General features: G+C 48.7%; 13 protein-coding genes and 1 riboswitch. Of the genes, 8 read left to right on the forward strand and 5 right to left on the reverse strand.

Annotated features, from left to right (window positions below; translation table 11 throughout):
* Window positions 1-2: 2 nt before the first annotated feature.
* Both J0A67_RS15565 and J0A67_RS15570 read right to left on the reverse strand, forming a co-directional pair.
* The gene (locus J0A67_RS15565; RefSeq protein ID WP_206570288.1) at window positions 3-1814 is read right to left on the reverse strand and encodes a TrkH family potassium uptake protein; all 1812 of its coding nucleotides are present in this window, start codon (window positions 1812-1814) and stop codon (window positions 3-5) included.
* Window positions 1815-1883: 69 nt separating this feature from the next.
* Window positions 1884-3101: a voltage-gated chloride channel family protein gene (locus J0A67_RS15570; protein ID WP_317195065.1), complete on the reverse strand. Its 1218-nt coding sequence runs from the start codon at window positions 3099-3101 to the stop codon at window positions 1884-1886.
* Window positions 3102-3251: 150 nt separating this feature from the next.
* On the opposite strand from J0A67_RS15570, the gene J0A67_RS15575 reads away from it, so the two are divergent.
* On the forward strand, window positions 3252-4145 hold the full coding sequence (locus J0A67_RS15575; RefSeq protein ID WP_206570289.1) for a TIGR01777 family oxidoreductase: 894 nt from the start codon (window positions 3252-3254) through the stop codon (window positions 4143-4145).
* Window positions 4146-4147: 2 nt separating this feature from the next.
* Here the strand turns inward: J0A67_RS15575 and J0A67_RS15580 are convergent, their stop codons facing one another.
* Both J0A67_RS15580 and J0A67_RS15585 read right to left on the reverse strand, forming a co-directional pair.
* Window positions 4148-4315: a PLD nuclease N-terminal domain-containing protein gene (locus J0A67_RS15580; protein ID WP_206570290.1), complete on the reverse strand. Its 168-nt coding sequence runs from the start codon at window positions 4313-4315 to the stop codon at window positions 4148-4150.
* Window positions 4308-4532 carry a PLDc N-terminal domain-containing protein gene (locus J0A67_RS15585; RefSeq protein ID WP_206570291.1) on the reverse strand — a complete coding sequence of 75 codons (225 nt, stop codon included), beginning with the start codon at window positions 4530-4532 and terminating at the stop codon, window positions 4308-4310. The genes J0A67_RS15580 and J0A67_RS15585 overlap by 8 nt, the downstream gene beginning before the upstream one ends.
* A gap of 196 nt (window positions 4533-4728) precedes the next feature.
* Here J0A67_RS15585 and J0A67_RS15590 point away from each other — a divergent pair, with 196 nt between their 5' ends.
* The 6 genes from J0A67_RS15590 (at window position 4729) to J0A67_RS15615 (ending at window position 11268) form a co-directional block, all read left to right on the forward strand.
* Entirely contained in the window at window positions 4729-7281 is a 2553-nt protein-coding gene (locus J0A67_RS15590) for a M14 metallopeptidase family protein (RefSeq protein WP_206570292.1), read from the forward strand.
* A gap of 92 nt (window positions 7282-7373) precedes the next feature.
* Entirely contained in the window at window positions 7374-8498 is a 1125-nt protein-coding gene (locus tag J0A67_RS15595) for an amidohydrolase family protein (RefSeq protein WP_206570293.1), read from the forward strand.
* Between the two features lie 149 nt (window positions 8499-8647).
* A complete protein-coding gene (locus tag J0A67_RS15600) occupies window positions 8648-9421 on the forward strand; it encodes a LytR/AlgR family response regulator transcription factor (RefSeq protein WP_206570294.1) in 774 nt (257 codons plus the stop codon).
* A gap of 78 nt (window positions 9422-9499) precedes the next feature.
* Window positions 9500-10123 (forward strand): dioxygenase family protein, encoded by a 624-nt coding sequence (locus tag J0A67_RS15605; protein WP_241265205.1) that lies wholly within the window; start codon window positions 9500-9502, stop codon window positions 10121-10123.
* Entirely contained in the window at window positions 10116-10745 is a 630-nt protein-coding gene (locus J0A67_RS15610) for a YceI family protein (protein ID WP_206570295.1), read from the forward strand. The genes J0A67_RS15605 and J0A67_RS15610 overlap by 8 nt, the downstream gene beginning before the upstream one ends.
* Before the next feature lie 37 nt (window positions 10746-10782).
* Complete coding sequence (locus tag J0A67_RS15615; RefSeq protein WP_206570296.1) at window positions 10783-11268, forward strand: hypothetical protein; 486 nt, start codon at window positions 10783-10785, stop codon at window positions 11266-11268.
* Window positions 11269-11351: 83 nt separating this feature from the next.
* Here J0A67_RS15615 and J0A67_RS15620 read toward each other — a convergent pair whose 3' ends face one another.
* Complete coding sequence (locus J0A67_RS15620) at window positions 11352-13739, reverse strand: TonB-dependent receptor (RefSeq protein WP_206570297.1); 2388 nt, start codon at window positions 13737-13739, stop codon at window positions 11352-11354.
* A gap of 141 nt (window positions 13740-13880) precedes the next feature.
* Window positions 13881-13977: riboswitch (TPP riboswitch) on the reverse strand.
* A gap of 221 nt (window positions 13978-14198) precedes the next feature.
* On the opposite strand from J0A67_RS15620, the gene J0A67_RS15625 reads away from it, so the two are divergent.
* Window positions 14199-15044, forward strand: coding sequence for a fumarylacetoacetate hydrolase family protein (locus tag J0A67_RS15625; protein ID WP_206570298.1), 846 nt, complete (start codon window positions 14199-14201; stop codon window positions 15042-15044).
* The last annotated feature ends 6 nt before the right edge of the window (window positions 15045-15050 follow it).

The following is a 15050-nucleotide window of genomic DNA, read 5'->3' on the forward strand; positions in this document are numbered from 1 at the left end:
CATTAAGTAATGAAGACGGTTTCTTCGGGGTACTTGTATCGCAGCTCGGCTGCTTTTCTGGTGATCGCCACTAAGATGGTCAGCGTACCTACCCTCCCAAGGAACATCACCACCGCCACGACCACTTTGCTTGCCGTAGTCAGGCTTGAAGTGATGCCCAAACTCAGCCCTACAGTGGAAAATGCGGAGAAAATCTCAAAAGCGACGTCGATCAAGGCCAGTTCGGGATTGAAAAGCGTCACCAGAAAAACGCCTAAGCCAATGGTCAGGAAAGAAAGGGCGATTACCGCAAAGGCCTTTCTGAGGGTTTCGGCAGTGAGCTGCCTTCCAAAAACCTCCACCCGCATCTTGCCCGTTGCCACGCTCCACGTGTTGAGGATGGCAACCGCAAAGGTCGTGGTCTTCAGCCCCCCGCCCGTAGAGCCCGGAGAAGCACCGATCCACATCAAAATCAGGTAGATCAGGATGGTGGGCACCGAGAGAGCCGTCATATCCACCGAATTGAACCCGGCCGTCCTCGGGGTAACCGCGCCAAAAAAGGCAGTCACAACCTTGCCATAGGAGCTGAGTCCACTCAGGGTATGATTTCCTTCAAAATGCCAATAACATACAAATCCTACGACCAAAAGAGCCGCAGTCGTGTAGACCGCCAGTCTTGTGTTAATATTGGATACCCGCGGCGTGTGCTTGTATTTCTCTCCATAAAGGGCCGATCGGACGATGCCCTTCAGCAAACGATAGACGTAATTGTAATAGTTGATAAATACCGGAAACCCGATTCCTCCCAAGATGATCGTGATCGCCACCACTAGATGCATGTCGTACAGGTAGCGGAATCCGGGCTCGTACAGTCCCGAACTGAGCGTGGAAAATCCAGCATTGCAAAACGCCGAAATGGCATGGAAGCCGGCAAAAAACCATCGTCCGCCATCATTGGGAAAGAGTGCAGGCTCTGTCAGGACAAAAATTAGAACAGCCGCCGCAAACTCCACCAAAACCGTAAAGATGATGATCTTGATCAGCGTGGAGGTGATTTCCCCTACGTTGCTCTCATTGATATAGTCCCGGAGGAAGAGGCTGTTTTCGATAGAAAGGCTTCCCTTGAAAAAGAAACCGAAGAAGGTCGTGAAGGTCATCATTCCCAATCCCCCAATCTGAAAAAGGGTCATGATGATGATCTGGCCAAAATGGGTAAACGCCACCGAAGTATCCACCACGATCAGTCCTGTCACACATACGGCCGAGGTCGCGGTGAAGAAGGCATCGATGAGACTGATCCCCGAGGTCGTCGCCGAGGGCAGGTACAAAAGTGCAGTCCCGATCATGATCAGGATGGAAAAACTCAGGATAAAAACCAGCGAGGGACTGAGCTTGAGACGGTTGACCAAAAGACTGAACTTTCCCAGTTCCTGCACGAAAATCAAGAAGACCAAAACGTTAAGGACAAAGTACTTCCGGGTGAAGAGCAAGGCTTCTTCGGAGAAATCGCCAAAAGCCTTCCACCTCAGCAACGCAGAAAGAATCAGGAAAACAGCCACGAGCAGCTCAAATACCAGTCTCTTGTTTTTCCGGGAAAGATTCGAGAGCAAGTTTCTCATAATGATCGCCAAACCCAGGAAAAACACCATAATCTCAAATAACCTCGAAGTAAAAAGGATCTTTGAGGGGTCGGTCGTGTAGCCCATCTGATAGATGAGTACACCAAAAGTCCCAAAACTTAGATAGCGAATCGTCCGTCCGAGTACCAAAACCAATTTCTTGATAAACTGGAGGTTCTGGTCTGGATTGGAAAAAAACTGGAAGTTAAACCTCATATTTTGCCCTTAGATCTGGATCAAAATGATTTTTCGATGATTCCAAAACAAATTGAAAGGTACTCGATTTTACAATCGCCAGAGATATTTTGCCTCTAAATTTTGGGAAGCGTAGATACTTCCCTTGCCGCTGAAAAAATAAGCCACAAGACAGGCAATCCCCAAAAATACCCCAGCCTCGTATCCAAATAGCTCCATCCCCATTACCGTGCAAGCCATGGGGGTATTGGTAGCTCCAGAAAAAACTCCCACAAATCCCATCCCCGCCAAGAGGGCTAGAGGCAGCGGAATCCAAGCAGAAAGTGCGTTGCCCAGCGTGGCGCCGGTAAAGAAGAGCGGGGTCACTTCTCCGCCTTTGAAGCCGGATCCCAGCGTCAGCCCGGTCAGTCCGGTTTTAGCCAGCCAGTCATACCAAGGTAGCGGAGTCTCAAAGGCCTCCACGATCCTCGGCACCCCCAAACCAATATAGGTTGTGGTACCCGACAGGTATACCAGCAGGGCGATCAGGACTCCACCTACAAGCGGCCTAAGCGGTGGGTAGGCAAAGGTCTTTTTGAAAACAGCCGACACTACATGGGCTGTCTCCGCAAAAAGCCTGGCCGAAAAGCCAAAGGCTATCCCAGCGGGGATCACCCAGGCCAAATTTGCCTGAGAATGGCTCGGAATCTCGGGAATAAAGTAGTGAGTATGTCCCACACCCCAACCAAACTCGCATATCCAGTCCGCTACAAATGCAGCAAAAAATGCCGGAGGGATGGATCGCCAGCGCAGCTTCCTTACCAACATCCACTCCAGGGAAAATACCGCACCGGCCAGGGGCGTGCCAAAAACCGACGCAAAACCGCCAGAGACTCCACAGATGATGACGATTCTTCGGTCGGCTTTGTGGAGGGAAAACCACTTGGTCAGCTGGTCCGCCAGCGATCCTCCCATCTGTACAGCCGTGCCTTCCCGTCCTGCCGAGCCTCCAAAAAGGTGGGTGAAAATCGTCCCAAAAAGTACCAATGGAGTCATTCTCAGTGGAATGGGATCCTTTCCGTGGTACAAGGCTTCGAGCAAAAGGTTGTTGCCTTGAGAGGATTTGGCCCCATAATGGTGATATACATAGCCTATGGCAAAACCAGCGAGAGGCAGGAAAGCAATCAACCAAAGGTGGGAATCTCTCAGCTCGGTGGCAAAATCCAGGGATAGGAGAAATACAGCGGAGGCGGAACCGGATAGAAGGCCCACCAATGCCGCCAAAAAGAGCCATCGGCCTATGTTTGAAGCTATTTCTCCTGGAGTCACGAGCTGGGTTTGAAGCAAAACTAAGCGGAGAATCTAGAAAATTAATTGTTGATTGGATAAATTAAGCGAAACAAATTGCTCGGTCGATTGTCTTGAAACCGTACATTCGGCCAAATGAGAGTGAGAAGAAGCGAGTAGAAATTATCATCCATGCAGAATATATTAATCACAGGAGGGTCAGGATTGATAGGTCAGCGAATCACTGGACTATTGGAAAAGAAGGGCTACCAAGTCGCTTGGCTAGGTCGAAGTGCACATCCTGAACAAAGAACGTTTCTTTGGGACATTGAAAAGGATAAAATCGATGCCAATGCGCTGGAATGGGCGGACGCCGTGGTGCATCTAGCCGGTGCGGGTGTAGCCGAAAAACGTTGGACACCCGAACGCAAAAAACTGATCCTCGAATCCAGAACCAAAAGCACGCAACTCCTCTACTCGGCTTTGGAGAAGACCGAAAAACGACCCAGCACCTTCATCTCAGCTTCCGCAGTGGGGTTTTATGGCTTCGATACCGGCACCGCCTTGGTCGAAGAAAACAGCCCAGCCGGATCGGATTTTCTCGCCGAGGTAGTACAAGCTTGGGAAAACGAAGTCAAACGAATGGAGAGCCTCGACATTCGAACCGTGATCCTCAGGACGGGCATCGTCTTGGATGCTGATGGGGGAGCCTTGAAAGAGATGCTGAAGACTCCGGTAGCGGCACCCTTAGGCTCCGGAGACCAGTGGATGAGCTGGATTCATATCGACGATTTGGCGCGGATGTATGCTTATGCTTTGGAAAAAACTACCCTCCAAGGCATTTTCAATGCAGTAGGCCCCAATCCAGCGACCAACCAACAAGTAACCCGCGAGGCGGCTCAAGCAAAGGGAAAACCCTTTTTGAACATAGGAGTGCCGGGCTTCCTTCTCAAATTGATATTGGGAGAAATGGCCGCGATGGTGCTGGGCGGCAACCGTGTGTCCTGCCAAAAAATCCAAAAAGCGGGTTTTCAATTTGAGTTTTTCGAGCTGTCAGCTGCGCTGAGAGAACTCTACCACAGGTGAATTCAAAGCCTTTTGTTTCTCCCCACCAAAAACCACAACAGCGTACCCAAAAACGGCAGCAGCACCACGATGATGATCCAAATCAATTTGTCGTTTTGATTTGTAAAGCGACTAGTGACCACATCGTATATGGTAAACGCGTAAACGGCAAGTCCGAGAAATTTAAGCATTGGCGCTTCTTTTGGTTCCCCTTCCCAAAATCAGGTAAATAAGCGGCCCGACCCCTTGACCGAGTAGAAGGACGACAATCCAAATCAACTTCATGTTTGGATCGCGAAAGTCTGACCGGATGATGTCCACCAAGCAATAGACCCACAGTACAAAATAGATAAGCGCAAAAAGGAGTATTGTGCCTCCACTTACATTATAGATAAAAGTTAAGTTCATGGATAAGAATTGTTTATACACTTAGGCAAAATATCGGCTGTTTTTTAGTTTTTTTGGCACAAAAGTTTCGGATAAGTGGACTCTGTCGTTCAATCAATTATTCTGAGTCACCTGTTCCGTTAATTTTACCACCAGTACAAAATAGCTTTTTTTCTTAGAAGTAAGTAAGAAATTAGGTCTAGAAAAACCCCAACCTATGACGAAGTACACGCTTGCAGTGCTTTTAGCCCTATCAACTACACTCACGTTCGCACAGGATCTGAGTTATTATCTTCCCAAAGGCTACACCTACAATCCCGATATCCCCACTCCCAAGCAGATCTTGGGCTATGAAGTGGGGGAATGGCATGTGACCCACGACCAGCTCGTTATGTACATGAAAGCTGTTGCCGAAGCCTCTGATCGGGTGATCTTCGAAGAAACCGGAAGATCCTATGAGAAGCGTCCCCAAACTCTCTTGACCATCACTTCGCCCGCTAACCTCGGCAAACTCGATCAGATCAAGGCGGAACGGCATAAGCTCCGAACTCCGGGCGCCTCGGTCAATATCCAGAATATGCCCGTGGTCATGTACATGGGCTATTCCGTCCATGGCAACGAGCCCAGCGGAGCCAATGCCTCTCTGATCGCCGCTTACCATTTCGCAGCCGCCAATGAGGTAGCTGCCGACTTGGAAAACATTGTCCTACTGCTCGATCCGGCTATCAACCCCGACGGGCTGAACCGATTTGCCTCCTGGGTCAACTCCCACAAAGCATATATCTTAAACGGCGATCCTGCCCAGCGAGAGCTAAATGAAGCTTGGCCGCGTGGACGAACCAATCACTATTGGTTTGACCTGAACCGCGACTGGCTGCCGGTGCAGCATCCGGAATCCAGAAACCGCGTAAAAGTCTTCCAAACTTGGCTTCCAAACATCCATTTGGACTTCCATGAGATGGGCACCAACAGCACTTTTTTCTTTCAGCCCGGCGTGCCGGCACGTATGCACCCACTCACCCCCGCCAAAAACTTTGAGCTGACGGCAAAAATCGGCACCTACCACGCCAAAGCTTTGGACCAGATCGGATCGCTCTACTACAATCAGGAAAACTACGACGACTTCTATTACGGCAAGGGTTCTACCTATCCGGATGTGCAGGGCTCGATTGGGATTCTCTTTGAGCAGGCAAGCTCCAGAGGACACTTGCAGGAAAGCGCCAATGGCATGTTGAGCTTCCCTTTCACGATCAGAAACCAGTTTACGGCCAACCTTTCCTCCTTCCAGGCGGCGAAAGAAATGCGCGTCGAGCTCAACCAGTGGATGAAGGATTTCTACACTGAAATCAAAACCGAAACCACCGCGGATGTCAACAAAGCCTACATCTTCGGAGACAAAGAGGACGATGCCAAAAGCTTCCACTTAGCGGACCTGATCCTTCAGCACGACATCGAGGTATTTTCGTTGAACGAGGACATCACGGTCAATGGCAAGCAGTTCAAAAAAGAATCCTCCTACATCGTACCCGTCGATCAGCCCCAATATCGTTTGATCAAGGCGATGTTTGAGACTAGGACTACCTTTCAGGACAGCCTATTCTACGACATTTCTGCTTGGACCTATCCAATGGCTTTCCACTTGGACTTCATGGCCCTCAACAGCAAAATCCTAAACCTGGCAAGCGTTTCCAAGGTCGATCGCGAAAATTTTGCCTTGGCTCCAGGCAAGGTGGTAGGAGAGGCTGGCGCCTATCAATATGCTTTGGAATGGTCCGACTATTATTCTCCAAAAGCTACCTATCAGCTCATGAAAGTGGGCTTTCTCGTTCGCGTGGCCAATGCGGAGTTTACCACGCCCGAAGGGAAGACTTTCAAAAGAGGTACGATCCTGATCGACAAGGGAGAATCCGGACTGGACAACACCGCATTTTTTGCGAAGCTCCAAGAAATAGCCTCATCGGCCCATGTGGATATCCATGCGATTAGCACAGGCTATACTACCGGAGCAAATATGGGCTCAACCTTTATGGTCCCTTTGAAAACTCCCCAAATTGCCCTGCTCGTAGACGGAGGGGTGGATAGCGGGGAGGCTGGAGAAATCTGGCACTTACTGGACCAGCGCATGAAAATGCCCGTGACCTTACTGCCGGTCGGCTCTGTCAACATGGCAAATCTGGATCGCTACAACGTCATCCTGATGGCGGATGGCAATTATGGATTACTCGGAAAATCCGGTGCGGAAAAAATAAAAGACTGGACTTCCAAAGGCGGCACGCTGGTGGCCAAAGGCGGTGCAATCCGCTGGCTGGCGCAAAATGAAATCGGAAACTTCTCTTTCCGATCTGTCGACAATGCTGAAAAAGGTGTACAAAAAAGCTATGCAAACTACGAAAACGCCACGGGTGCAAAAGGTACCTTCGGCGCGATCTTCAAAGCCAATCTGGATACCACCCATCCTATCGGCTATGGCTACGCCGAAAAGGAAATCTATACCTTTAGAAATGATAACTTTTTCATGGAAGTATCTCCAAATCCCTATGCCAACCCCGTGGTCTATACCGCCGATCCATTGGCTTCGGGCTACCTCCATCCGAGCAACCTACCGGGCATACAAAATGGCAGCGTGATCCGTGTCTCCGGGGTAGGCCGTGGAAGAATCATCGGTTTTGCCGACAATCCCAACTTCCGGGCCTTTTGGTTTGGCACCAACAAACTGTACATGAATTCGATATTCTTCGGCCAAGTCATCGACGGAGGCACCGCCAGATAGCAATTTGAAATCCCGATTTCCCATCGGGATTTCTTTTTTTCCGCTCAAAGAATTTTCCAACCCATTTGCCGACAATTTCAGTTTAATCGCTCATGAAGAAATCACTACTCCAAATTTTCCTTGTCGTTTTTGCCTTTGGCTTACCTTTGGCCAACTCAGTCGCTCAGGAGATGAGCTTTGAAAACTACAATCCACCCTCCACACTAAAGGTACCTGAGCATCCCGTGACCCGCGCCAAGTTTCCCTTCATCGATATCCACAGCCATCAAGGTGGGGTCAACGAGGAAAAAATCGACCGACTAACTTCCGAGATGGACGAGATCAACATGGCGATCATGATCAACCTGAGCGGGAGGGGATTTGGCCAAGGCAACAGCAATGCCCAGCAGGAGTACATCAAGGGTATGATGAACGAATTCAAAACCCATGCGCCGGGCAGATTTATGGTGTTCACCAATCTAAATTTTAATGGGTTTGGGGATCCAAATTGGACGGCCTTGGCGATAAAGGAACTGGAAGAGGATGTACAGGCTGGGGCAGTCGGACTGAAGATCTACAAAAGCCTAGGACTAAACAGCAAAGACAAAGACGGAAATCGCATCCCTGTTGACCATCCTGATCTGGACCCTGTTTGGAAAAAGGCTGGCGAGCTGGGTATCCCCGTCTTGATCCATTCGGCGGATCCCGCACAGTTCTGGCAGCCAATGGATTCCACCAACGAGCGATGGCTGGAACTCAAGCTCAACCCGAACCGAAAAAGATCCGACACTGATCCGGCTCCATTTGGCCAAATCATCGCTGAGCAGCACAATGTCTTTGCGAAGCATCCAAAGACGACATTCATAAATGCCCACATGGGCTGGATGGCAAACGACCTGGACGCGGCCGGCGCGCACTTGGACAAATACCCAAATGTGAACTATGAAATCGGCGCAATCATTGCCGAACTTGGCCGCCAGCCTCGACGTGCTAAGGAGTTTTTTACCAAGTATCAGGATCGTATTCTCTTTGGCAAGGACGCCTACAATAAGGAGGAGTTTTATACCTATTTCCGGGTGCTGGAAACCGAGGATGAATACTTCCCTTATTACAAAAAATACCATGCCTACTGGAAAATGTACGGCCTAGGACTTCCGGACGAGGTTCTGAAAAAAGTGTATTACAAAAATGCCCTGCGAATCGTGCCGGGATTGGATAAGACGCTGTTTCCGGAGTAAAATAGGATTGGGTTTTCCTGGCTAAAAATGGCCTCATCGGAGCAGATGAGGCCATTTTTGTTTTCAAAATCATCAGGAAGCTGATAACTTCATCCAAGTCGTTGTTCTATACTCCCGTGGATACACATCGTGCAATTTTCCAAAGACGGATGTCGAAACTAAAAAAAGCAAGAAACCTAATCCTGCTTTTGATAGCCTTGTTGGGGATCACAATTCTTCAGGACTATCTCCAGTCCAACTATCAGGACTATGCATTCTATCTTTCAGAATCGCTTCTTTTCAATCTGTATTGGCCACTGATCATACCTGTCACATTGATCCTGAGGGCAGCTTTCAGACGCTCAAAAATCGAATCCAAATGGACCAAAAGAGCGCTTTTTGTGCTCTTGGCTTCGACCCTCCATCTTTTGATTTTTGCTTTTCTGGTGTATGCAGTTTCTGGATTATTCTATAGTCACACCTTTGGATTTTATGACAATCTCATTTATTCCATTTCCAATGATTTATACAAATACCTGCTAATCTACACGGCGATTTCACTGATTCCAGATCAAGCTTCGAAAGCTCAAAAAGAGACAGAACGCCTTGATTTTTTGCTTTTCCAGTCTGGAAAAAAGACAGAGAAAGTTTCCGCAGAATCCATTATTTACCTGAGCGCTGCCACGCCCTACGTTGAGTTTTTTACTGCCGAAAAGAAATACCTGCAACAGGGATCGCTTAAATCATTTTCGGAAAAACTGGACCCTGCGGTCTTTGTACGAATCCATAAAACCACCCTGGTAAATGTCCGGAAAGTAGATTCGCTCCATTCCCGAGGCAATGGAGATTATGATTTGCTGCTTTCCAATGGACAGCAGCTTAGGCTGAGCAGAAATTACGTCTCCGAATTCAGAAGCAGATTTGAGAAAGCTCCCACAGCTTGATTTAGAATCTACACAGGACAGGCTATTCGGTTTTCAAGCGTCCAATTCTTTCGTTCCCTTTGTGGAAAAAAGAAAGCGATGAACCGAGTTATGATCCAATGCCTGATCTTTTGTTGCATTTTTCTGAGCGTCAACTGCTCCGGCCAGTCCCGCAATTTAGTTGGAGGTGGTTGTGAAGGCTGCGAAGCCATCTTTGAGTTTGGGAAAAAAACCTTAGCACCTGTTGACACGCTTCCGGGATTTGAACCTAACGAACCCAAGCTAAAACTTTTCGGCACGGTCTTTCAAAAAGACGGCAAAACCCCAGCAGGCGACGTAATCCTCTACATCTACCATACCGACCGAACCGGAATCTATCCCAAGAAAGGAACTGAAACAGGCTGGGCAAAACGTCATGGATACCTGCGGGGTTGGATCAAAACAGATCAAAGCGGGCGCTATACTTTTTACACCTTCCGTCCGGCGGCATATCCCGACCGATCCGAACCAGAACACATTCACCTGACGGTAAAAGAGCCGGGCAAAAACGAATATTATCTGGATGATTATTTGTTTGAGGATGACGCGATTTTGACCGATCAAAAAAGAAAACTTCTCGGAAATCGGGGAGGATCAGGGATTGGAAATCCACAACTGGAAAACGGAATGCTCACTTTTCACCGAGATATCATTTTGGGTTTAAATATTCCGGATTATGAGTAAAATAGGATTGCTGGCTTTGCTTTTACTGGGATCTGGCTGTGTGGATAAGTCAAATTCTGAAGTTCAAAAGGCGATGATCAAAGAGCACCAAAGTATTCCGGAAGAGCTGGAGGCAGATACACTAAAACTTGATCTGAACCAATCCAAACTTTATTGGAAAGGGACCAAAATGCGTGGAAACGGAAGTCACGAAGGAGAAGTAAGCATCAGCCAAGGATATTTGCTCAGGGACGAAAGCGGACTGTCCGGGGGAAAATTTGAAATCGACATGAAGTCCATTTCCATCACTGACATCCCTGAAACCGATCCGAATCCGATAAAAAACCTGACAGAACACCTGATGGGTTCGGACTTCTTTGATGTGGATAACTTTCCTGTTTCAGCTTTTGAAATCACTAAAATCAAGACTCATTCCCCTGAAAACGTGGAAGTCTCCGGAAATCTGACCATTCGGGGAATTACCAAAAACATCACTTTTTCTGCCAATCAAAAAGAGAATTCCATCACTGCTCGATTTCTCATCGATCGGTTTGACTGGAGTATTGCCTACGAAGGCTCTTGGGCAGATCGGACTTTGGTGGATCGGGAGATTGAGTTTCGGGTAAAACTGGAGTTGAAGTGACGCTTTTGATTATATTGAAAAATATCGCAGCAAAGTCATGAAGCACTTCAATCATACAAATCGGAACTACGGCATTAACGGATCGAGAGTGCTGGGTGTTTCCTTAGTGATTGCGGGACTGATTGTTTTGCTTGTTCCCATGTTTGTTGAAGTGGATACTGATCCCCAAAAAATTGGCTTGGTGGGTGGTGGTGCCATTTTGCTTGGGGCGGTATTGATTACCATGTTCGCTGGCACGGAGCTGGACTATGAAAGCAGCCAATTCAGAAAATATCATAGTATCCTCTGGTTCAAATTTGGACAATGGCATGATCTTCCAAAGATCGAAGCGGCGAAAATCATCATCCACAGCTTTCGCAGCCAACACATTCCCAACGGAATCACACCCACGATGTCGGGCCCCGTCACGCTATACAAATGCGTGCTGCTCACCAACGGCTCCCAGTTTTTGGTCTTTGATTATTCCAAAGAGGAAGACGCAGTTGCTGCGTTTTTGGAGATCAAAGCCGGTGTGGGGATTTGAAAGGAAATCAAAAATCGTGGTCTGTGCGGACACAGACCACGGAAATTAAATCGTCAGCTTCGGTCTCCCGCCATCAGTCATTCTTAAAACTTTAAACTCAATCCCAGTAAGAAATTAGTCCCGGCCTGTGGATAGTAAAAGTTTTCAGTCACGAGGTCTTTTCCAGCATCACCCGGCACAAAGTAGCTGAAGGTGTAGCCATTGGGCTCGTACATTTCATTGAAGACATTGTTCACCAGCAAATTGAGCTCAAGACCCTTGAAGAATCGCGGCTGGGCGGCATAGCTGACCCGGAAGTCACTGGTAAAGAAAGCGTCCAAGGCGCGGCCGTTATTTCCGGTATTGTCGAGGTACTGCTTACCTACATATTTGTTGAGCAAGTTGAGGGACAGGCTTTTCACCGGCTTCCACTCGACGATAGCGGAGCCCACGACATTGGGGGAAAAGGCGATATCCGTATTGGTGTAGGAGAATGTCTCTTGCTGAAATTCCTCCCCGCTATAGTCATCCACATACTCGGTAAATTCCTTGATTTTGTTTTGGCTGAAAGCAATATTTCCTCCCAAAGTCCAAGCCTTGCTCAGCTGAAATGTCCCGTCCAATTCGATTCCAGCTCGATAAGACGATTCCACATTTTCCCGGATGTAGGCTCCCACATCGTTGATTTGGCCAGTCAGTATCAACTGGTCCTTGTAATCCATGTAGTAGAAGTTGGCATTGTAGCTCAGGCGACCGGTACGTGCGCGAAGGCCCGCTTCGATATTGTTCAGACGCTCTGGGCGCGGAACTTCAGTGATCGGGTTATCCGTAAAATCCGAACGTGTTGGCTCTCGATTGGCCACCGCGTAGCTCGCGTACCAAGTCTGGCTCCCCTGCTCGTAGGAGAATCCAAATTTGGGATTGAAGAAAGTATAGCTTTCCTGACCATCGACAACCCGCTGATCGTCATTGACCCCTGCAAAAGAATAATCGATCCCTCGGACTTGAAGGTCTCCAAACAGATTCAGGCCCTGGGTGATTTCATAGGTCGCCTTTGCATAGATATTCCGGTCGTCCTTGATGGCATTGTTATCGTAGTATCGGTCGCGGATCTCGGTGTCACCGGCGACTCCTGCCCAAATGATCTCCCCAAAGTGATCTCCGTCGTATCGGTTGGCTCCGCCGCCTAAAACAAGGTCCATTTTCCCGTTGTCGGAAATGTAGCTGACGGAACCGACGAAACCGAAGAAGTCATTGTCCAGCCATCGCCTACGGATAATGTCGATACTCTCTATCGTTTCCTCTCCAATAGTCACAGGAGGCAAGCCATAGCTGGCAAAGTCATCGTCTTCGCGGTACTGCTCGTAGTATCCGCGCCCATAGGTGTAGTGAAGGGCCAGATTGGTCTTCCAGTTCCTTCCAACTTCACCTGTATAGATCAGCTGATAGTGGTCCTGCTGATAGTTGTCCGTCTCGTTGTCGTAGGTGTAATAATTCCAAGTACGGTCATCTTCGAGTTTCGATTCCGGAAGTCCCCACCAGCTTTGGTAGGTTTGCTCTTTTCCTGAAAATGCCACCAGTTTGATCACATTCTTTTCCCCATAATATCCACCGGAAACAAACCAGCTGCTCAGATCCGAAAATGCTCTGTCCACATACCCGTCGGAGGTGATTTTTGAAAGGCGGGCATCCACCGCAAATCGGTTATTGAGCAAGCCAGTTCCCGCCTTTACCGTATGCCTCCAAGTATTGAAAGAGCCAAAGCTGTTGTCGATCTGAGCATAGGGATCATCCTGCCGGGTGTCCGTCTGGAAGTTGAGGCTGGCACCAAAGGTTGCGGCACCGTTGGTCGATGTGCCGACTCCACGCTGTATCTGCACGTTATCCACCGAGGAGGCAAAGTCCGGCATATTCACCCAGAATACACCGTGCGACTCTGCGTCATTCATCGGTATGCCGTTTACAGTCGCATTGATACGCGTCTGATCCGAACCCCGAATCCGCAAACCGGTGTAGCCAACTCCTGCTCCAGCATCCGAATAGCTTACCACAGATGGTGTGTATTGGAGGAGAATGGGGATATCTTGTCCCAAATTTCGTTTGGCGATTTCGGACTTATCCACATTGGTGAAAGTCGTGGGCGTATGTGACGACGCTCTGGTGGCCGAGACGACAAACTCCTCGGAGAGGAATTCCCTGGGAACCATTCTGAAAACCAACTCTCCACTGTAGGGCAGGGAAATGGTTTCGTTGACGCTTTCAAAACCGAGATACGATACGCTAAGCTCGACTGAGCCAGCGGGTAATTTATCAAAGGAAAATTGCCCACTGGCATCCGTGACAGTTCCTTTTCCTATTTTGGTAGTCCAAACGGAAGCTCCCACCAGAGCCTCTCCGGTATCGGCATCGATGACTTTCCCACTCAGGCTCTGCTGTGCCCAGCCGGAAATGGTGGCAAGGCAAAGAGCCAGGCTAAATATTAACTTTTTCATGTGTGCGTAACCCTCTCGGGTCATTGAGTGAAACATGGGAAAACCCAGGGGAGGTTTTCTGTGACAGTTTACCCGTTTTGCAAAACGAAAATTCGGAGATAGCCCGAAGGGTACCACTTCAGGCAGACTACTGTTCAGTCTCGTTTTACTTTCTCATTTCCCTTCGCCGGCATTACCCGGATCAGGTCTTATGGGTATGATCTCAGCCCGTTTTGTTAAGGCACCCCTTATGATCTTACACAAAGGTAGGAGGGAAAAATTTGTATCAAATTATTCCATGCAAAATTAATAAGCCCTTATTGGCCCTATTCCCGGCGTATGCAGTAGGATAATTGGTAGATCTGGCATGTTCTTGAGCTTGCCGACGAATTTTTGACTTTCTTGTTTTCATCGGCATCTCTTCCTAGTCCTGCAGGAATATTTCCATAAATTCACCAAGGCAAAAAACCCTTTAAACCTATGAAACTCTACAAACTCACAGCGGCTACACTTCTTGAATCGGACAATGGTATTTTTTTGGGACCTGAACTCGACTGGGATCAACTCCTAGGACGAGAGCACTTACCGCAATTGCTAAGGTCCGAATCTTCGCACTGGGAAAAAATCGACTCCGAAAAAGCTGAAGAGCTAAAGGCCGAGGGACTCCTGTCTCCAATGGGCAACCAAGAAATCTGGGCGGCGGGAGTGACCTACTACCGCAGCCGGACCGCTCGGATGGAAGAATCCCAGGATGCCGGTGGAGCGGATTTTTACGATAAAGTCTACGGAGCCGACCGACCAGAGCTATTCTTCAAAGCGACCGCGAGCCGGGTCTCCAACCCCGGGGAAACAGTCAATATCCGTAAGGACTCGACTTGGGATGTGCCTGAGCCAGAGTTAACCCTGCTGATCTGCCCTTCGGGGAAAGTACAGGGATTCACTGTCGGCAACGACATGAGCAGCCGGAGCATAGAGGGGGAAAATCCGCTCTATCTGCCCCAAGCCAAAGTCTATCAAGGCTGCGCGGCCATCGGTCCCTGCATTTTGGTACAGGAAGAGCCGCTCTCGGACGACACCAAAATCAGCCTGGAAATTATCAGAAACGACAAAAGCGAAGCAGGAGGTGAGACGACTCTCGCTCAGATGAAGCGGAAGCCCCAAGAGTTGGCAGATTGGCTTTTCCGCGCAAATACCTTTCCCATTGGCTGTTTTATGATGACCGGCACAGGCATCGTGCCGGACAATTTCACCTTGGCCAAAGGCGATATCGTCAGAATCAGCATCGAGGGTATAGGCACGTTGGAAAACAAAGTAGGCATGATTTAGCTTCAA

The sequence above is a fragment of the Algoriphagus aestuariicola genome, from assembly GCF_017254835.1.
Lineage (GTDB): Bacteria > Bacteroidota > Bacteroidia > Cytophagales > Cyclobacteriaceae > Algoriphagus > Algoriphagus aestuariicola.

What these genes read in the sequence shown, in the direction of transcription:
- J0A67_RS15565 (WP_206570288.1), bottom strand. Translation starts at nt 1,814, where the DNA reads ATGAGGTTTAACTTCCAGTTTTTTTCCAATCCAGACCAGAACCTCCAG.
- J0A67_RS15575 (WP_206570289.1), top strand. Translation starts at nt 3,252, where the DNA reads ATGCAGAATATATTAATCACAGGAGGGTCAGGATTGATAGGTCAGCGA.
- J0A67_RS15580 (WP_206570290.1), bottom strand. Translation starts at nt 4,315, where the DNA reads ATGCTTAAATTTCTCGGACTTGCCGTTTACGCGTTTACCATATACGAT.
- J0A67_RS15585 (WP_206570291.1), bottom strand. Translation starts at nt 4,532, where the DNA reads ATGAACTTAACTTTTATCTATAATGTAAGTGGAGGCACAATACTCCTT.
- J0A67_RS15590 (WP_206570292.1), top strand. Translation starts at nt 4,729, where the DNA reads ATGACGAAGTACACGCTTGCAGTGCTTTTAGCCCTATCAACTACACTC.
- J0A67_RS15595 (WP_206570293.1), top strand. Translation starts at nt 7,374, where the DNA reads ATGAAGAAATCACTACTCCAAATTTTCCTTGTCGTTTTTGCCTTTGGC.
- J0A67_RS15600 (WP_206570294.1), top strand. Translation starts at nt 8,648, where the DNA reads ATGTCGAAACTAAAAAAAGCAAGAAACCTAATCCTGCTTTTGATAGCC.
- J0A67_RS15605 (WP_241265205.1), top strand. Translation starts at nt 9,500, where the DNA reads ATGAACCGAGTTATGATCCAATGCCTGATCTTTTGTTGCATTTTTCTG.
- J0A67_RS15610 (WP_206570295.1), top strand. Translation starts at nt 10,116, where the DNA reads ATGAGTAAAATAGGATTGCTGGCTTTGCTTTTACTGGGATCTGGCTGT.
- J0A67_RS15615 (WP_206570296.1), top strand. Translation starts at nt 10,783, where the DNA reads ATGAAGCACTTCAATCATACAAATCGGAACTACGGCATTAACGGATCG.
- J0A67_RS15620 (WP_206570297.1), bottom strand. Translation starts at nt 13,739, where the DNA reads ATGAAAAAGTTAATATTTAGCCTGGCTCTTTGCCTTGCCACCATTTCC.
- J0A67_RS15625 (WP_206570298.1), top strand. Translation starts at nt 14,199, where the DNA reads ATGAAACTCTACAAACTCACAGCGGCTACACTTCTTGAATCGGACAAT.